The 18,575-nt window shown below is 57.5% G+C and carries 16 protein-coding genes, 1 tRNA gene and 2 pseudogenes; 14 read left to right on the plus strand and 5 right to left on the minus strand.

Annotated features, from left to right (window positions below; genetic code table 11):
* Positions 1 to 15: 15 nt before the first annotated feature.
* The 3 genes from pgsA (at position 16) to BLT55_RS07495 (ending at position 2,280) form a co-directional block, all read left to right on the plus strand.
* Entirely contained in the window at positions 16 to 576 is a 561-nt protein-coding gene (gene pgsA / locus BLT55_RS07485; protein WP_007249427.1) for a CDP-diacylglycerol--glycerol-3-phosphate 3-phosphatidyltransferase, read from the plus strand.
* A gap of 67 nt (positions 577 to 643) precedes the next feature.
* Positions 644 to 719 (plus strand) — tRNA-Gly (locus BLT55_RS07490).
* 136 nt (positions 720 to 855) lie between these two features.
* Positions 856 to 2,280, plus strand: a complete 1,425-nt coding sequence (locus BLT55_RS07495; RefSeq protein WP_055001182.1) for an IS1182-like element ISPsy6 family transposase — start codon at positions 856 to 858, stop codon at positions 2,278 to 2,280.
* A gap of 256 nt (positions 2,281 to 2,536) precedes the next feature.
* Here BLT55_RS07495 and BLT55_RS07500 read toward each other — a convergent pair.
* Positions 2,537 to 2,812 (minus strand): annotated as a pseudogene (locus BLT55_RS07500) (type II toxin-antitoxin system ParD family antitoxin); the annotation flags it as partial.
* 537 nt (positions 2,813 to 3,349) lie between these two features.
* On the opposite strand from BLT55_RS07500, the pseudogene BLT55_RS07505 reads away from it, so the two are divergent.
* Positions 3,350 to 4,017 (plus strand): annotated as a pseudogene (locus BLT55_RS07505) (DUF3313 domain-containing protein).
* A 20-nt stretch (positions 4,018 to 4,037) separates the two neighbouring features.
* Here BLT55_RS07505 and BLT55_RS07510 read toward each other — a convergent pair.
* Positions 4,038 to 5,474, minus strand: a complete 1,437-nt coding sequence (locus BLT55_RS07510; RefSeq protein ID WP_054998850.1) for an aminotransferase-like domain-containing protein — start codon at positions 5,472 to 5,474, stop codon at positions 4,038 to 4,040.
* A gap of 510 nt (positions 5,475 to 5,984) precedes the next feature.
* The gene (locus tag BLT55_RS33895; RefSeq protein ID WP_223862772.1) at positions 5,985 to 6,263 is read right to left on the minus strand and encodes a hypothetical protein; all 279 of its coding nucleotides are present in this window, start codon (positions 6,261 to 6,263) and stop codon (positions 5,985 to 5,987) included.
* Between BLT55_RS33895 and BLT55_RS33900 the strand changes: the two genes are divergently transcribed.
* From BLT55_RS33900 to BLT55_RS07550, 10 genes are all read left to right on the plus strand, one after another.
* Entirely contained in the window at positions 6,244 to 6,765 is a 522-nt protein-coding gene (locus BLT55_RS33900; protein ID WP_223862773.1) for an SGNH/GDSL hydrolase family protein, read from the plus strand. The two genes, BLT55_RS33895 and BLT55_RS33900, sit on opposite strands and share 20 nt — an antisense overlap.
* Before the next feature lie 152 nt (positions 6,766 to 6,917).
* Positions 6,918 to 7,133: a hypothetical protein gene (locus BLT55_RS33905; RefSeq protein ID WP_223862774.1), complete on the plus strand. Its 216-nt coding sequence runs from the start codon at positions 6,918 to 6,920 to the stop codon at positions 7,131 to 7,133.
* A gap of 87 nt (positions 7,134 to 7,220) precedes the next feature.
* Positions 7,221 to 9,122 (plus strand): iron-containing redox enzyme family protein, encoded by a 1,902-nt coding sequence (locus BLT55_RS07520; RefSeq protein WP_223862775.1) that lies wholly within the window; start codon positions 7,221 to 7,223, stop codon positions 9,120 to 9,122.
* Positions 9,123 to 9,140: 18 nt separating this feature from the next.
* Positions 9,141 to 10,184: a hypothetical protein gene (locus BLT55_RS07525; protein WP_054998849.1), complete on the plus strand. Its 1,044-nt coding sequence runs from the start codon at positions 9,141 to 9,143 to the stop codon at positions 10,182 to 10,184.
* Between the two features lie 13 nt (positions 10,185 to 10,197).
* Positions 10,198 to 10,821 carry a LysE family translocator gene (locus BLT55_RS07530; RefSeq protein WP_042912828.1) on the plus strand — a complete coding sequence of 208 codons (624 nt, stop codon included), beginning with the start codon at positions 10,198 to 10,200 and terminating at the stop codon, positions 10,819 to 10,821.
* A gap of 89 nt (positions 10,822 to 10,910) precedes the next feature.
* Positions 10,911 to 12,752, plus strand: coding sequence for a carbamoyltransferase family protein (locus tag BLT55_RS07535; protein WP_054998848.1), 1,842 nt, complete (start codon positions 10,911 to 10,913; stop codon positions 12,750 to 12,752).
* A gap of 29 nt (positions 12,753 to 12,781) precedes the next feature.
* A complete protein-coding gene (locus BLT55_RS33420; protein WP_167359954.1) occupies positions 12,782 to 12,931 on the plus strand; it encodes a hypothetical protein in 150 nt (49 codons plus the stop codon).
* A 20-nt stretch (positions 12,932 to 12,951) separates the two neighbouring features.
* Positions 12,952 to 14,271 carry an aspartate aminotransferase family protein gene (locus tag BLT55_RS07540; protein ID WP_054998847.1) on the plus strand — a complete coding sequence of 440 codons (1,320 nt, stop codon included), beginning with the start codon at positions 12,952 to 12,954 and terminating at the stop codon, positions 14,269 to 14,271.
* 59 nt (positions 14,272 to 14,330) lie between these two features.
* Positions 14,331 to 14,933 (plus strand): formyltransferase family protein, encoded by a 603-nt coding sequence (locus BLT55_RS07545; RefSeq protein WP_054998853.1) that lies wholly within the window; start codon positions 14,331 to 14,333, stop codon positions 14,931 to 14,933.
* Between the two features lie 62 nt (positions 14,934 to 14,995).
* A complete protein-coding gene (locus BLT55_RS07550; protein ID WP_007249439.1) occupies positions 14,996 to 15,625 on the plus strand; it encodes a LysE family translocator in 630 nt (209 codons plus the stop codon).
* Between the two features lie 157 nt (positions 15,626 to 15,782).
* On the opposite strand, the gene BLT55_RS07555 is transcribed toward BLT55_RS07550, so the two are convergent.
* Both BLT55_RS07555 and xylG read right to left on the minus strand, forming a co-directional pair.
* Positions 15,783 to 16,919 (minus strand): sugar ABC transporter permease, encoded by a 1,137-nt coding sequence (locus BLT55_RS07555; RefSeq protein WP_054998846.1) that lies wholly within the window; start codon positions 16,917 to 16,919, stop codon positions 15,783 to 15,785.
* Entirely contained in the window at positions 16,920 to 18,491 is a 1,572-nt protein-coding gene (xylG, locus tag BLT55_RS07560) for a D-xylose ABC transporter ATP-binding protein (protein ID WP_054998845.1), read from the minus strand.
* Positions 18,492 to 18,575 lie beyond the last annotated feature (84 nt).

Genomic DNA, 18,575 nt, shown 5'->3' on the forward strand with positions numbered 1-18,575 from the left:
TAGCCAGTTGTGCCGATGAATATCCCTAATCTGATCACCGTACTACGCGTCTTACTGATTCCGATCTTCATTTTGTTGTTCTACATGCCTTATCACTGGAGCTACATGGCAGCCAGTGCAGTCTTTGCGTTCGCTGCGGCGACCGACTGGCTCGACGGGTATCTGGCACGTCGCCTTGAGCAAAGTACGCCGTTTGGCGCCTTTCTCGACCCGGTGGCAGACAAACTGATGGTGGCGGTGGCTTTGGTGCTGCTGGTTCAGGCGCACGCCAACCTCTGGCTGACCCTGCCCGCAGCAGTGATCATTGGTCGCGAAATCGTGATTTCTGCGCTCCGCGAATGGATGGCCGAGATCGGTGCGCGTGCCCAGGTTGCCGTGTCCAATATGGGTAAATGGAAAACCGCCGCACAAATGCTCGCGCTGGTGATCTTGCTGGGCAACCCGCCTGCCATTACTTTCTGGGTGATCTTCGGCTACGCCTTGTTGCTCGTTGCCGCGGGGCTGACCCTGTGGTCGATGGTGCAATACCTCAGAGCCGCATGGCCACACCTCAAGACCACTGCGGAAAAAAAATAAGTTTTTGAATCAAAGGCTTGACGTCGTTATTCGAATCGCTAGAATAGCGGCCTGTCATCAAGACAATGCGGGAATAGCTCAGTTGGTAGAGCACGACCTTGCCAAGGTCGGGGTCGCGAGTTCGAGTCTCGTTTCCCGCTCCAATTATTGTTCTACAGGCTTCTATTGAAGTTTGCAGAAACTGAAAAAAGAGGCTTTGCAGACTGTGTGAAAACCTAGCAATCTGCGCAGCGCTCAAAGAAAATGCTCCGTATCGAAAGATACAGAGCATTTTTCGTTATGGCCTACATCCAAGGTGAGTCCCGCAGCCAGACCAGCCTATTCCCGGTCTCGCTGGAAGAGTTGATCCCCGAGGATCACCTCGTTCGTGTCATTGACCTGTACGTTGCCAGGCTCGATCTGGTGCAACTGGGCTTCGATAAAGCGATTCCAAAAAGCACGGGGCGCCCTGCTTATGATCCCGCCGATCAGCTAAAACTCTACCTCTACGGCTATTTTCAGCGGATTCGCTCATCGCGACGTCTTGAAGCCGAGTGTCAGCGCAACATCGAAGTGATGTGGCTGATCAACCGGCTCAAGCCCGACTTCAAGACCATCGCCGATTTTCGCAAGAACAATAAACCCGCCTTCATCGCGACCTGCCGTGCTTTCGTTCGGTTTTGTCGCACGGCAGGCTTGATCGCCGGTGAGTTGGTGGCCATCGACGGCAGCAAGTTTCAGGCGGTCGCATCCTCACGGCGTCATGTGAATTTGAAGCAGCTCAAGCGCCAGGAAGAAAAACTGGATAAGCGCATCGCTCAGTATCTGGCCGAGCTGGATGAGGCCGACAAGGCTGAAACCACAGATTCAATTGATCGCAGCGCAATCAAGGTAGCCCTGGCACAGCTTGAGGCTCGACAACAGGATAATCAGAGTTGCCAGGCACTGATGCGTTCGATGGGCATCGAGCAGTTCAACACCCATGAAAGCGATGCCCGAATGATGCGCACGGCCAAAGGGCCACGTGTGGCCTACAACGTGCAAACCGTCGTGGACGCCGAGCATTGCCTGATTTTGCATCATGAGGTCACCCAAGATGGCGATGACCGAAAGCAACTGGAGCCGATGGCCAAGGCCGCCAAAGCAGAGTTACAGCAAGATGATCTGACGGTCACTGCCGATGCCGGCTACTCCAATGGCAAGCAGTTTCAGGCCTGCGAGGATGCTTCGATTACGGCCTATGTACCGCCCAATCGTTCGAAAAACCCTGGCAGTCAGGAAGAGCAGCTCTTTGAGCGAAAAGACTTTATCTATGAGACCGGACACGATCGTTTCCAGTGTCCGGCAGGCAAATGGTTAACGCTAAAACAGCACAACAAAGGTGATCGGATCTATCAGGCTGAGGTCGATGACTGCGCCAACTGCGCGCTGAAAACGCAATGCACTCGAGCCCGGCGCCGTTATGTCTCACGACATGCCCATGAAGAGGCTTTCGAGCGGATGGAGCAAAGAATGCAGGCGCATCCTGAGATGATGGCCAACCGAAGATCCATCGTTGAGCACCCCTTCGGCAACCTCAAGCAATGGCTATTTGGTAATGGCCGTTTCTTGCTGCGACAACTGGAGGGTACAAAAGCTGAAATGGCCTTGGCGGTGAATGCCTATAACCTGAAACGAGCGATTAAAGTGCTCGGTGTGCGCCATCTGATGGCTTTGATGGGCTGAGCGGACATTTTTTTCGTCTGCTGCCAATACAAAAAAAACGCCCCGAACAAGTCGGGGCGTTTGCTTGGGCCTTCATCAGTGTGTTTTCACACAGTCTGTTTGGCCTCTTTTTTCGTTCCAGTAAGTTCCACTCGAAAGCACTACCAGCCACGTTTTTTTAGTACATTTTTCAGTACATTAATCTGGTGTTTGGTAGATCATTTTTTTCGTGGGACTCGCCTCTCTGAAAACCGTACAAATCTCCTCTATTCAAACGAGACGGAGAAGTTGCCTCAAGGCTCAAGCCCTCGAGGTAGTGCTCCAGATCCCCTTTGGTCAACTGAGTAAAGCGCCCGCGCTCAAGGTCCATGAGGCCGATCGAGGTCGCCTGGCGTAGGGCCTCAACTTTGGCGGTGTCTTCGGCGACGCGCTGTTCCAATAGACGCAAACCTTCTCGCATCACTTCGCTGGCATTTTGATAGCGGCCGGACTGAACCAGGTCATGGATGACCTGTTCCTGGTGAGGGGTGAGCACAACGTTTCGTGTCGCCATCTTTAGCTCCAGCTCTGGGCAAACAGGTTCTTTCGATCATTAGCATATTTATGCCATTTTGCCCCCGAACACATAGTTTGTGATTTGTATCTGACGAACTGTGTCGCAGGGGGGGGCAAGTATTTAATCCAATCCTTCCGAGCGGCCATCGATCCTGAGCGGGAGAGGGCTCCAGAACACCTGCTCATGGTGTTACTCGCCTGACGATCAGGCTCGTTACAGCCGCGCGCGATACCTGAAGCCTCTCGTCCCGATCCCCATCAACGGGTGAGTTGAACGCTGTCTTCAATCAAGTCTTGGGCTACTGCGGCTATCACGCTGCGCGGCTTCCTCGCCGGCGCGGGCCTATCCAAATTACCTCTCAAAACCATACTCATGTGTACATTTTGGATTGACGCGCAATGAGTAGCCGACTAAAACTATACCTGCCGGTACAGTTTTGGTGGGAGAGTTTTCCTGATTGGCCAACAATGAATCCAGAGCTGTCTGGCGACTCCTTCCGAATTTTTCTAACCTGATTGAGCTGAAGCATTGCGCATGCACCACGTTAACCACATGAAGCTGGCCGGGCTTTTGCTTTTGGGGGTTCTCGTCACAGGTTGTGCCAGCCATGAACCGTCCCCTTATTCGGGTATCGACTCTTCGCTTGAAATGCGACCCAACAAACAGGACAACACAGGCCGTACGCCTTTTAAATATTCGACATCGGTCAACTGGCACAAATACGACCAGATCATGCTTGAGCCGGTGGTGATTTACTCAGGTGCGGACGCGCAGTTTTCAGGCCTGGAGCGTAAGGACAAGACAGTTCTTGCCAACGACATGACGGTCAAATTCTCGGAAGCGCTGGGGCAGCATTTTCGATTCACGGCAACTCCCGGACGAGGGACGTTAAGGATTCGTCTCACACTGACCGGGGCAGAGACCACAGTGGCGGGTTTATCGACGTTCTCCAGATTCGATATCGGCATGGGGTCCTATAACCTCGTTCAGGCTGCAAGGGACCGTGAAGGTACATTTACCGGGTCCGTCAGTTATGTGGTCGAGATCTATGATGCGTCCACTTCGCAACTCCTGGAGTCTTACGTGAGTCGTCAGTATCCGAAGTCTATGACATAAACGCCACGTTCGGGCGGCTGGCGGCGGCGCAGGCAGGCATTTCCCGTGGGGCGGAGGAGCTGGTTGATATTTTGCTTGCTGATTGAAGTCAAACAGTTTTTATCGATCAAGCGCTACTGCTACTCGACTCCAGGTGTATCAACTGGCTGATGGTCTGTCCGACCTTGAGTACGGCCTTTTCAACTTTTGAAGTGGGCGGGTTGGCAAAATTCAGCCGCAGACAGTTACGGTATTTCCCTGCCGCCGAGAAGATATTGCCATTTGCCACTTGTACTTCCTGCGCTTCCAGCAGGCGGTTGAGGGCGTGGGTGTCGAACTCCTCGGGCAGCTCGACCCACAGGGTAAAGCCACCCTGGGGCTGGCTGACCCGTGTACCTGCCGGGAAGTAGCGATTGACCCACTCAATCATCAGCTCGCCGTTGCGTTTGTACTGCTTGCGCATACGGCGCAGGTGCAGCAGGTAATTGCCCTTTGCAATGAATTCGGCCACCGCCAGCTGTGGTTGAGTGGCCGTCGAGCCCGAGCCGATGAACTTCATGTGCAGCACCTGCGGCGAGTAGCGCCCCGGCACGATCCAGCCAACCCGCAAGCCGGGTGCCACGGTCTTGGAGAACGAACTGCACAGCACTACGCGATTGTCTTCATCAAAGGACTTGAGTGAGCGGGGCCGTGGATAGCGGTGCGAAAGGTCACCGTAGATATCGTCTTCGATAATGGGCACATCGAAGCGTTGGGCCATGCGGATCAACTTGAGCTTGCGGTCGTCGGGCATGATGTAGCCCAACGGGTTGTTACAATTGGCGGTGAGCTGGATGGCTTTGATCGGCCACTGTTCCATGGCCATTTCCAGAGCTTCCAGATTCATACCTGTGACCGGGTCTGTAGGGATTTCGAGTGCCTTGAGCCCGACTGCCTTGAGGATTTGCATCATGCCGTAGTAGCTCGGCGAAGCCACGGCCACAATGTCACCGGGCGCGCAAATCGCTCGTATCGCGATGGCCAGCGCTTCCTGGCAGCCGCTGGTGACCATGATGTCCGCCGCGCTCAGGCGACAGCCCGAGTCGATCGACAGCCGGGCTATTTGTTCTCGCAACCCCAGTACACCCTGAAGATGATTGTACTGCAGGCTGGTACTTTCAGCGCTTCGGCTGATTCTCGACATGGCGGTCAGCAGAGGCTTGAGGGTCGGCACGCTGATGTCCGGCATGCCGCAGCCCAGCTGAACGATATCGGAGCTTTGATCGAAGCGCATCAGCTCCTGGACCATGTCCCACTGGGAAATGTCCACTGGCCGAAGAACAGGCCGGCCCATCTGCGGCAAAGGTGCCACCCGCCGATCGGTCGGGACGAAATAGCCTGATTTGGGGCGCGGTATCGCCAGGCCGGAATACTCCAGTACGCGGTAGGCCTGTTGCACGGTGGTCAGGCTGACGCCGTGCTCGTTGCTGAGCGTGCGTACGGAGGGCAGGCGTTCGCCAGGGCCGTACAAGCCTTGCTCTATACGGCTGCTGATCAGTTCGGCGAGGTTCAGATAAAGAGTCATGTGCCTGACTGTAGCGACTCATCTGTAGCATAAAAAGGCACAGATAGACCTTTTTTCAAGAAATTTTCAGTCAAACTGGCCTATCTGTATTTAAAAAATTAAGAATTATTGTATCTGCAATACAGATCATCGCCTTGGGATGATAGCTCTATAACGGTGCACGGCTCAGTCGCAAAGGATAGACGAAGAATAGCCAAGTGCCAGCTATCGCAATTGGTTTCTGAATAGGCGTCTACATGACCAAGTCAGATATCTGAATCTGCACAGCACATATCGAGAGGATCAAGCGCCATGACGGCAAGGATGACGCTCACACCGCAGATGGCTGAATACGAGCAGAAGTTCACCGACAGCGGGGAGGTTCGCTGGCTGCCCTACCTGATGTACTTCCACCCGACTGAACATCGCTCCCCCGTGGTCAATACTGACCTGGCCGGGTTTCGCTACTCCGAATCACTGACGACGCGCTACTCGGTGATAGACAGCGGACAAAGCAGTGGTTCTGTGCGTTTACTGGCGGGCAGCTCCACCGTATTCGGCATCGGTGCCAGTTCCGACAGCTGGACGCTGTCTTCCCGTCTCACCCGGAACGACTCGCGCGGACAGCGCTGGATCAATTTTGGCGGTCGCAGTTTCAACTCCACTCAAGAGTTGCTGTTGTTTACCCTGAACAAACATCACCTGCCCAAGGTGGACGAGATCGTGCTTTTTTCCGGGTTCAACAACCTTGGTCTGGCGCGCCAGCCTCAGGAATATCGCGGCGAGCACGGTGCATTTTTCAACTGTCATCAGTTTTTCGACGCATTGGCCCCCGCACAACAGCGCCTGGAGCCTGTCGAACCTGTTTGGCAAGGCTCAGGCGCCAGACCCACCGGCACCGCAATCCATGCAGGAACAGATCGATTATGCCGCCGACCTGACCTTGCAGCATCTGGATATCTGGCGCGCCCTGGCGACGGATATGGGGGCGAAGCTGACCTTCATCCTGCAACCTTTGGCGGGCTGGGTTCGGCAAACCGGCAGCCCCGAAGAACAGCAGCTGTTTGCCGAACTCGACCAGGCGGGAAATTTCACGGAAGTGTATGGCGATATTCTGCAGACCTCGGTACGTGAAGCTTACGCCCGGCGCCTGCGGGCCGGTGCGCAAGACATGGGCGTGGGCTTTGCCGATATCACACCTTTGCTGGCAGAAGCGTTGAGCCCTCACGACTGGCAGTTCGTCGACCGCATTCACTTTACCGACGCCGGCAATGACCTGGTTTCAAAACTCATTCTTGATGTCACTCGCTAAAAGGACTTGCCCATGAAATCCATTAAGAAGTTTTTCCAGCGTCTGTTTGGGAAAAAGAAGAAAAAGCCGGACTCTTCTATTTATCCGATGTTTTGATAACCAATGTTCTGACAAAAAATGTGTTGGTGCTGCACTGAGCAAGGTGATTTGCCATGGAAGGCCCGGTTTCACATCGGATGACAAGCGAGGGCACGTGGCGCGAGCTGTATCGCTCGGCGCTCAGCCCTGAATGTTTTCTGGAGGCTACGTACCTCGAATGCCTGCTGGGTAAATGTGCGTCCATGCCGCTGGCATCGCTCTCGCAGCACATCGAACAGTGGCAAGCCACGCAGACCAAGGCTTATGCCGCCGCCGCGGCAGAGGCCTGAAAACACGGGAATGGCCGCGCTTTTGCTCAGGCAATGGCTATCTATTCGGCGCCTGTGGCGTCTGTTTCAGGGTGTTGGCTGCAAGGCATGAGTGCGCCCGGGGTGTTCGAAGATCCGGCGCAGTTGAGACTTATGCAACTGTTTGCCCACGATGTCGGCGTCGGCTACCCGAACGCCTCACGTGCTGATCATTTCAATGCGTTGCTGGCCCAGTTGCAGTTAACGCCCTTTGCCCTGGCACCTGTGCAACTGGCCGCATTACCAAGCCTTTGCGACGACGCCTTTGAACTGCCCGCAGTGCTAATGGCGCTCAGCCGCCGTAGTGATGAGTTCGGTGATGAAATGTGCGGTATCGACTGGGCGTTGCGCAGCGTGGGTTTATACCCTGGCTGGGCAGCGCTGGGGCAGTTAGAGGGCCTGACGCTGGAGGTGCGGCGTCTGGACCTGAGTGAGTCATTCACAGGTCTTGAGCCCGCGTCGCTGCGACAAATCAGCCAATGGATCGTGCACCGGATCACCGAGCAAGGCGACGCTCGGGAAGCGCGGGTCATCCGTGGTGCCAACTGGTTGTTCGCTGCGTTGCAGCGCTGGGACGCGCACCTCTACAACGCGTCGGTGAGCGCCACGTCCCCGCAGCATGCCATGACGCAGCTGATGCAGCGCCTGGCCCGGGTCGGTGCGGTGTATCACCAGAATTACCTGATCGAAGGGCGCAGCCTGGCGCAATGGCTGGAGGAGGCGCAGGAAAACCCTCTGCCTTTGCTCGATGTCTTGTCACGCAGCCGTCTGATCGTCCCTGGCGACTCGAAAAACAGCCTGCTGGTGACCAGTCTGATCGCACCGACCGGGCGTATGTTCCGTATCTTCAGTGAGGCAGACCTGAGTGTGATTCGCCAGTGGATTGACTGGCTGCCCCAGGCTGCAACCAGTCAACTGCTGCCTCTACAGCCCGTCTCCCGCCCGCCCGTCGACCGGGTGCCGGACATGCCGACGCCGGTCGAGGCTGGCCGCTTTCCCGCCAGCCTGCGCGAGGCCTATTTCGTCCTGCAAGGTCGCGCTTTGGCACCGGCCACCCGAAAATTTGCCCATGCCTATGTGTCCGGCTGGCTGGCACGCTCACAGCGTTCGCTGAAGACGTCCGAGCGTCAATTGCCCGAGCACTGGGGCACCAACGTGCTGCGTGCCTGGTTGCTGGACAAGCATGATGAGAATGGGCGGCAGTTCGATGACAGCGATCCGGAGCAAATACCGAGCCGCGAAGAAATTATCGAGTCCACCCTGCAACTGGCGCCCCTCACGCTGATCGACGGTGCCTGGCTGCAAGGCTTCACTGATCTGGGGCTGGCGTCCTCTCATGTGGGCTGCGCCTTGTTTCAGACGTATTGGGACGAACTGGGCAACGGCATCGCCGCGCTCAATCATCCCAAAATATACCGCGATGGCTTGCGCGAGATGGAATTCGAGCTGGCGCCCACTGGTAGTCGTGAGTTTGCCGAGGACCCGCGCCTGCACGAGGATTCCTTCCGCCTGCCGGTGTACTGGCTGTGTCTGGGCAAACTGCCGGTGACGTTCATGCCGGAAATCCTCGGCATGAATCTGGCCATGGAGTTATCCGGTGTCGGCGGCAGTTATCGGGCGGCGCGTCGCTTTCTGCGGCATTACGGTTTCAGCACCGCGTTCGTCGATCTGCATAACACCATCGACAACGTTTCCACGGGCCACTCGGCGTGGGCGGCCGATGCGATCGACGCGCACATGCGCTCGTTGGTTTCTGAACGAGAGGTCGTCGAACAGTGGCATCGGGTGCGGGTGGGCTATGAGTCCCTGGCGCCGATGCCGGGCAAATGGGGTGAGGTATTGCGGCGGTTGGGAATTTCTTCGGCAGGCAGCTTGCTGCCGCGTGACAAGCGTCGTGCCGCGGTATCCAGCGGTTATCTCCATCACTTGCCGATCACCCGGAAAGTACTGGAAGAAGTGCCCGGACAATAAGCATCATAAGGAGCCGCTATGTCTTTAGTAGAAGTGCACAACGAATGGGACCCGCTCGAAGAAATGATCGTGGGTGTCGCCCATGGTGCGCGCGTGCCCCGGCCTGACAAGGGCCTGTTCGCGCTCGATTACAGCGAGCATCACGATTCGCCGCACGAGATTCCGTCAGGCCCTTATCCCGAGCAGCTTATTGAAGAAGCCCAGGAAGATCTGGATGCCTTCGCGGCGTTTCTGGAGTCTCACGGAGTTACGGTGCGTCGCCCCGAAAATACGTATCACGCCGGGCTGTTCGGAACGCCTGACTGGCAGACCGACGGCGAATACAACTATTGCCCTCGGGATGTCTTGCTGCCGATCGGCCAGACCATTATTGAAGCGCCAATGGCCTTGCGCAGCCGCTACTTCGAGCCCTTTGCCTACCGCGAGCATCTGCAAGCGTATTTTGCCAGTGGCGCCAACTGGATATCTGCTCCGAAGCCGCGACTGGGTGACAGTACCTATCGGGTAAACCCGCGTGAGGGCTCGATCATTGCCAACGACGAGCCGATCTTCGATGCAGCCAATGTCCTGCGCATGGGGCGTGACATCCTTTATCTGGAGTCACGCAGCGGCAATCGGCTTGGCTACGAATGGCTCAAGCGCGTACTAGGTGATCAATACAGGGTGCATGCACTCAGTGGCTTCTACGACGGAACCCACCTTGACACCACCATCACGCTGGTACGTCCGGGCCTTGTGGTAATGAACCCCGAGCGCATCGGCAAGCATCAGGTTCCCGAGGTCTTCAAGAACTGGGACATCATCTGGGCTCCCGAAATGGTCGACACCGGTTACTGCTGGTCCTACCCGCGTGCGTCAATCTGGCAGGGCATGAACTTCATCATGGTCAACCCGTCGCTGGCGGTGATCAATGATCAGCAGGTCCCGCTGATTCGCGCGCTGGAACAGCACGGTATCGATGTCGCACCCCTCAAGATGCGCCATGCGCGCAGCTTGAGCGGGGGCTTCCATTGCGTCTCGGTCGATGTTCGTCGACGCGGTACGCTCGAAGATTACCGCTGACAAGGGCGTAAGCATGCAGAACCTGGATTACTACTCGATCGCGCTGTTCGTGATCGCCACCTGTGTCACGCCAGGGCCCAACAACATCATGCTGATGTCATCGGGCGCCAATTTCGGCATGGGCCGCACTCTGCGCCATGTAGCGGGGATCAACATCGGCTTTCCGTTGATGCTGGTGGCTGTCGGCCTGGGTGCCGGCGCGATTTTTCGGCAGTACCCCAGGCTGCACGATGTGCTGCAGTTGATCGGGACGGTTTACCTGTTGTTCCTGGCTTATCACATCGCCAGTTCACCCACTGCGGACTTGGGCGACAAATCAGGCAAGCCGTTGGGGTTCACGGCCGCCGCTTTGTTTCAGTGGGTCAACCCAAAGGCGTGGGTCATGGCCGTGGGGGCGGTGCTGGCGTACACCTCTCCGCTGGGTTCCTACACCGTGCAGGTGGCGCTGATTGCGTTGCTGTTCTTTGTGCTGGGTTCACCGTGCTCCATGGTGTGGGTTTTTTTCGGCCAATACCTGCGGCGTTTTCTGACCCGGCCACAACGTTTGAAGGCGTTCAACATCTGCATGAGCCTGGTGCTGGTGGTATCGCTGATACCGGTTATACGAGGCCTGCCATTCGCTCAATGGTGGTCTTGAGTACAGAGAAAATTTGCCGTGCCGCCCGCCAGGCGATCGGCTCAAGCAACTCCATGGATTGGCATGATGAGATGAGGATGCACCGTTAAATGGCTATTTACGTCTTAGGAATATCTGCCTTCTATCACGACAGTGCCGCAGCTCTGGTCAAGGATGGTGTGCCCGTGGCTGCCGCGCAGGAAGAGCGCTTTACCCGTGTTCGCCATGACCCGGCTTTTCCGACCCAAGCGATTGCCTATTGCCTGGATGCCGAGGGAATAACCTTGAATGATCTGGAGGCCGTGGTCTATTACGAGGACCCTCAAGAGAAATTCTCGCGGGTTATTTCTTCGTTCGCCAGTGGCGGCATCGGTGGTGCGCGCACGTTTATCAACGCGATGCCGGAGTGGATTCGCTGGAAATGGAACGTGTTGAAGTTCGTCGACGAGCAACTTGAGCTGCTCAACCGAGGCAAGGCGCCGCGCACACAGGCGTCGCAGCATCACCGCTCGCACGCTGCCGCGGCGTTCTATCCGTCACCGTTTGAAAACGCCGCCGTGCTGTGTATCGACGGCATTGGCGAGTGGCATTCGACCACGATCTGGCGCGGCAAGGGCTCCAGTCTTGAACTGAAGAACTCGATTTCCTATCCGCATTCCATGGGCTTGCTATATTCGGCAATGACCTACTACTGCGGCTTCAAGGTCGATTCCGGGGAATACAAGCTGATGGGACTGGCGCCCTATGGCCAGCCTGTTCATGCCGACAAGATCCGCGACGAGCTGATCAATATTCGCGATGACGGCTCGTTCACCCTGAACATGAAGTACTTCGAATATCTGCGCGGTGAACGCATGGTCGGCGAGCCCTTCGAAGAACTGTTCGGCGGGCCGATCCGGCAACCAGAAAGCCCGATCTCCCAGCGCGAATGCGATCTCGCGGCGTCGATCCAGAAAGTCACCGAAGAAGTGGTGCTGGGGCTGGCGACCGCCGCCGTCAAGCAGACCGGTCAACGTAACCTGTGCCTGGCCGGTGGTGTCGCGTTGAACTGCGTGGCCAACGGGGTACTTAGCCGCTCCGGGCGTTTCGACTCGATCTGGATTCAACCCGCAGCCGGAGACGCGGGTTGTGCTCTGGGGGCTGCGCTGGACTACGCCGTCAAGCAAAGCGGTCGACCGCACCTGGCGAGAAGCAAGCCCGATGCCATGAGTGGCAGCCTGCTGGGGCCGGGTTTTGACGACGAAGAAATTGCCGCATTTCTGCTGGAAAACCACTATCCCTTCACGCGCTATGACAATGCCGGGCTATATGACCAGGTGGCTGCTCGTCTGGCCGAGGGTGCCGTGGTCGGCTGGTTTCAGGGGCGCATGGAATTCGGGCCCCGCGCCCTAGGCGCGCGCTCGATTCTGGGCGATGCGCGCAATCCCGAGATGCAGCGCACCATGAATCTGAAGATCAAATACCGCGAGTCCTTTCGCCCGTTTGCACCGGCGGTGCTGGCAGAAGATGCCGGGAATTATTTCGATATTTGCGAAAAAAGTCCTTACATGCTGATGGTCGCGCCGGTGACCGACTCGATCAGATCGCCGCAGTCGCTGCAAGAGGACGGTCCGCAGCGCGGTCTGGGCAGCATCAACAATGTGCGCTCGCAATTGCCGGCGGTGACCCATGTCGACCTGTCGGCCCGGGTGCAGACGGTGACTGAAGAAAACAACGCGCCCTTTACCTACCTGCTGCGCAGTTTCAAGGCACGCAGTGGTTGTTCTGTACTGGTTAATACCTCGTTCAATGTGCGCGGCGAGCCAATAGTGTGCAAGCCAGCCGAGGCATATGCCTGCTTCATGCGCACGGAAATGGACGTTCTGGTGCTGGGCCATTTTGTCCTGGAACGGCCGGGCCAGCCGGCGTTCGTCGAAGCCGTCGACTGGCGCAACGAAATCCCGCTGGACTGACCGCCCCATCAATTATCCGGAGATGTTCCATGCTGAAATTGCTCGCGTTTCTCATATTTTTCATCGTACTCCTGCCTGTCGGTCTGACGCGTTCAGTGTTCCATTCTTCCCGGTTCGGGCGGCGCTTTCATCAGGCGCCGACCGCTTGGGATCACTCCGTCAGTGAACTGCAACGCTAACGATCTAGGGAGCCGTGCTCATGTCAAAAGTGATCTATAAAAATCTTGGTACCCCACCGCTTCTGGCCACAGGCGGGGCAGGGGTCTGGCTCGAAGATGCAACCGGCAAACGCTACCTGGACACCTGCGGCGGTGTCGCGGTGTCGAGCCTGGGCCACGGCCATCCACGTATCGCGGCGGCCTTCGAGCGCGAGGCGAAAAAGCTGGCCTGGGCGCACGCGGGCAGTTTCACCACGCAGGCAGCGGAGCAGTTGGCCGAAAGCCTGGTGACGGCCAGTGGCGGCCTGGCGCGGGCGCAGTTTTTGTCAGGAGGGTCGGAGGTCATGGAACTGGCGATGAAAATCGCTTACCAGTACCAGTGCGAGCGGGGGTTGCCCGAGAAATCGGTGTTCATCTCGCGGCGACAGAGCTACCACGGCAGCACGCTCGGCACGCTGAGCATTTCCGGCAACCCGCAGCAGCAATCTGTATTCGGCCCGCTATTGCCAAAGGCCGAGTTTGTATCGCCGTGTTATGCCTACCGTGATCAGCGTCATGACGAAAGCGAAGAGCAGTACGCAACCCGCCTGGCCGAGGAACTCGACCAGAAAATCCGCAGCCTGGGCAGCGAAAATGTTGCGGCTTTTTTCGCTGAAACAGTGGTGGGTTCGACTAATGGTGCCGTTCCCCCAGTGCAGGGTTACTTTCGCAAGATCAAGGCGGTCTGCGAGCGGCATGATGTGCTGCTGGTCCTCGATGAAGTGATGGCCGGCATGGGGCGTACCGGTCAACTGTTCGCCTATGCCGACGATGGCATCGTGCCGGACATGGTCGCCGTAGGGAAAGGCCTGACGGCCGGTTACATCCCCATCTCGGCGTTGTTGATCAGTGAGCAGGTGCATGCGGTGATGGCCGGAGGCTCTGGCGTTCTTGGCAACGGTCAGACTCATGTCAACCACCCGCTGGCCTGTGCCATTGCTCTGGAAGTGCAACAGGTCATCGCTGAGGAGAACTTGCTGGCCCAGGTGCGCCAGCGCGGCGAGCAGCTGCGCAGTTGGCTCAAGGAGAGCCTGGGTGACCTGGATATCGTCGGCGATGTGCGCGGGCGCGGGCTGTTTGTCGGTGTCGAGTTTGTCGAAAGCCGCTCCACCAAAGTGCCGTTCAGCGGCGGCGGTGCCTACTCCGCATCACTCAAAAAAGAGGCCCTGCAGCACGGCCTGCTGATTTACCCCGGCAGCGGCACGGTGCAGGGCATAGAGGGCAATCATGTGCTGTTTGCTCCGCCGTTCATCACCAGCGAAAGCGAACTGGCGCAAATGGTCGAGCGTTTTAGTGCGGTGGTGCGGGCGGTCGCTCACTAGCGAGTTGTCGAGTTACCGCAGCGGTTTCAGCCACATTATCTAGATAGGGAGCAGTGAAGGTGCAGACAATCGAGTCATGCAAGGACAAAGTCCTGTTGTCGGTATGTACGATGGACTGGTGTGATCACGGGGTGGAGTTCGCCAAAACGGTATTCTCCAACCTGGAGGTGTTTTGCTGGGACCCGGGCGATCCATATCCCTACCATCTGGATAACTGGGAAGGCGACTGGATCATTTCCTACCGTGGCGATTTCATATTCCCGGAGAGCATTTACAAGAATGCACGCAAGGGAGCGATCAACCTGCACCCTGCGCCGCCTAAATATCGCGGGCTTGGCAGTCAGCATTATGCGATCTATTACAACGATGAAACCTATGGTTCTACCTGCCACCATCTGGCGCCATCAGTCGATAGCGGACAGATCATAAATGTCGCGCGTTTCAACATAGCGCCAGCCGAGACGGCATCGTCACTGCGCCTGCATGTCGGAGCGTATTGCCTGCAACAGTTCATTCATCTGCTCACCGATTACATCCTGCAAGGGCAGCCCTTGCCGGTATCGTCGGAGAACTGGGGGGAGCGGCTGTACAAGCAATCCGAGCTCAAACCCTGGATGGAAAAAATCCGTGCTCAGGAGCCGGATCATCGTTGCTTCAAGTAAGTTTTCCTGGCAAGCCACTTCAAGCTACCCATAGCTTGAAGTGCTCACTGAAGAGTGCACCTATGTTTGAGTTTTCGAGTTTTTTCGCGGCGCTGGGTGTTTACGTGATAGGCACCGCCAGCCCTGGGCCGGGCAACCTCGCGATTGCCAATACCTCCCTGAATTACGGCCGAACGCCGGGTCTGGCATTGGCCGCCGGGGTGATTTCCGGTTCGTTGTGCTGGGGAGCGATGACCGCTGCCGGGGTTTCGGCGCTGTTGATGTCCAACTCGCAGACCATGCTGTGGCTGAAAGTGCTGGGGGCCTGCTATTTGTTCTTTCTGGCCTGGAAGTCGATTCGCAGTGCTCTGGCCCCAAACGCCGCTCTGGTGTCGCGGGTGCGTGAAAAACAAAGCCGAAACCTGGGATTTTATCTCCAGGGCCTTGGCATTCACCTCACTAACCCCAAAGCGGCCTTGACCTGGTTCACAGTGACCACCGTCGGGCTCAGCGCCAACGCGCCTGCGTGGGCCAGCTTCGTTTTGGTGGCGGGCTGCGCGCTGTTAGGGTTTCTGATTTTCTGCACCTACGCGTTGGCATTTTCCGCGCAATCAGCAGAGCCGTTTTTCACCCGGACACGTAAGTCGTTTGGTCTGATTTGTGGTGTGTTCTATTCGATCATTGCCATCGGCTTTCTCAGCTCGCTGTTCTGATCATCCTCAGGGCAGCCTTCAGAAGCACCGCCAGTGGCGACAAGTCGAGCGTTTTCTGAAGGCTACCTGCTGCTTGTATGAGCGGCGTTCATACAAAATGTAATGAACAAAAAGAATGATAGTAAAATTTTATAATCAAAAATAATAATGTTTGCAGTCAACGCCGCCCGGCCCGCGTGCTCACATCAACCCATACCGCCAGCACCAGAATCCCGCCCTTGACGATCATCTGCCAGTAACTGTCGACGTCGAGCATCGACATGCCGTTATCCAGGCTGGTGATCACCAGCGCGCCAAGCAGGGCACCGTAGACCGTTCCGGAGCCGCCGCGCATCGACGTGCCGCCAATGAAGCAGGCGGCGATGGCGTCGAGTTCGCCCATGTTGCCAGCCGAAGGCGAGCCCGCAGCCAGGCGTGCGGTATTGACCAGCCCGGCGAGTGCGCACATGACCCCCATGATGCCGAAGATCCACAGCTTCACCGCCTGCACATTGATACCGGACAGGCGGGTGGCCTCCATGTTGCTGCCGACTGCGTATACCCGTCGGCCGAACACGGTCTGGCTGGTGACGTAACTGAACACCCCGAGCAGCACCAGCAACAACAGGACCGGAACCGGAATGCCGTCGTAGCTGTTCAGAATGTACACAAACCCGGCCAGCACGGCGCCGATCAACGCGACGCGCAACAGGTCGCGCAGTATTGAATGGGGCATAAGGCCATGCAGGGCGCGATTGCGGCGTTGTTTCCAGGTCAGAAAGATCGTCAGCGTCATCAGCAACAGGCCCAGCCCGGTGCCCACCGCGTGAGGCAGATAGCCCTGACCCACATAAACCAGCGACGGCGACACCGGTGCAATCGTGGTGCCGCCGGTGATCCCCAGCAGCACACCACGAAACGCCAGCATGCCACCGAGCCCGACGATGAATGACGGAATGCGCAGGTAGGCGGTCATGTAGCCATTGGCCAGGCCGATCATCAAACCGCACAGCGCCACCACGCTCAGGTTCGCCAACAGCGGAACGTGATAGACCACGTCGAGAATCGCTGCCAGCCCGCCGAGCAAACCGAGCATCGAGCCCACCGAAAGATCGATTTCACCGCTGATGATCACCAGCACCATGCCGCAGGCCAGGATTCCGGTGATGGACATCTGCCGCAGCAGGTTGGAGAGGTTGCGCGGGGTGAGAAATCCACCCTCGGTATGCCAGCTGAAGAATAGCCAGATCACGGCGATGGAAATCACCAGTGCGAGCATTTTGTAGCGGGTGAAAAACTGTTTGACCTGATTCATCTACGCGGTCTTCCGGTCGTTATTGTTATGGGTATTGTCGTCAGGGCTGTCGGGGTGGCTGAGTGCGGCAGCAAGCACCTGTTCCTGGGTGAGTTCATGGTTGATGAAGTCGCCGCGCAACCGGCCTTCGCCAATCACCAGCACACGGTCGGATACGCCCAGCACTTCGGCCAGCTCGGAGGAAACCATAATGATCGAAACACCTTCGGCGGCCAGCGCGCCCATCAGCTTGTAGATCTCGTATTTGGCACCTACATCCACACCTCGGGTAGGCTCATCGAGAATCAGCACGCGAGGTCGGGTCAATAGCATCTTCGCCAGCACGGCTTTCTGCTGATTGCCACCGGACAGGCTGGTGATCGGCAGGAACGGGCTTGCGGTCTTGAGGTGCATGCGCGAGATTTCCCGGTCGATGCTGCCCAGTTCGGCCTCTGCGTCGATACGGGTCATGTTCGCGTACTGGTCGAGGACGGCGAGGGTGATGTTCTGGCCGACGCCCAGGTCGGGAATGATGCCCTGACGCTTGCGGTCTTCAGGCACCATGGCCAACCCGGCGCGGATCGATTTGCGCGGCGTGCGCGTATCGATGATCCGGCCGTCCAGCCATACCTCGCCGCTGTAGCGTCCTGGATAGGCACCGAACAGCGCCGAAACCAGTTCCGTGCGGTCAGCACCCACCAGCCCGGCGATGCCGAGAATTTCTCCGCGCTTGAGGACAAACGAGATGTCGTCCACGCGTTTGCGTCTGGGGTTATCGACGTCGTAACAGGTGATGTGTCGCGCCTCGAAAATCACCTCACCGACATCGTGGGGTACGGTGGGGTACAGATTGCTCATTTCGCGCCCGACCATCTGGGTGATGATCTTCTGGATGTCCATTTCCGTCATGGCGGTGGTGGCAATATGCTTGCCGTCGCGGATCACTGAAATGGTGTCGCATACCGCCGCCACCTCATCAAGTTTGTGCGAGATATAAACGCAGGCAACACCTTTGGCTTTCAGGTCGCGAATGATGCCCAGCAGCACCTCTATCTCCGAGCGGGTCAGGGCCGAGGACGGCTCATCGAGGATCAACAGCCGTGCCTTTTTGTTCAGCGCCTTGGCGATTTCAACCAGTTGTTGATAACCGCCGCCGTACTGCGACACCGGCAGCGCAACGTTCATGTCGGGGACTTTGAGCTCGCGCATCAGTGCTTCGGCACGGTGAATCATCGCCGGGTAGTTCATGCGACCGCCCGCCAGGGTCAGCTCGTGGCCCATGAAGATGTTTTCAGCCACCGACAGGTCCGGGACCAGCGTCAACTCCTGATGGATGATGACGATTCCGGCAGCCTCGGTTTCGCTGATCGATTGCGCCCTCAACGGCTGGCCTTCCCAGAGAATCTCGCCTTCCCAGGTGCCGTAGGGATAGACCGCCGAGAGAACCTTCATCAGGGTCGATTTACCGGCCCCGTTTTCGCCGCACAGACCGACGCATTCGCCGGGTCGAACCTTGATATCGATGCCGTTCAGGGCTTTGACGCCGTCAAAGGTTTTGACGATGCCGTTCATTTGCAGCAAATAGTCGGACATGGTGGTTAACTCGCACGCAGGCCACGGGCTGGCGCAGGCAGAGCACCTGCGGGGCCGGATTCAGCGGGTCCCGCAGGGCAGCGC

This window comes from Pseudomonas cannabina (assembly GCF_900100365.1).
GTDB classification, from domain to species: domain Bacteria; phylum Pseudomonadota; class Gammaproteobacteria; order Pseudomonadales; family Pseudomonadaceae; genus Aquipseudomonas; species Aquipseudomonas cannabina.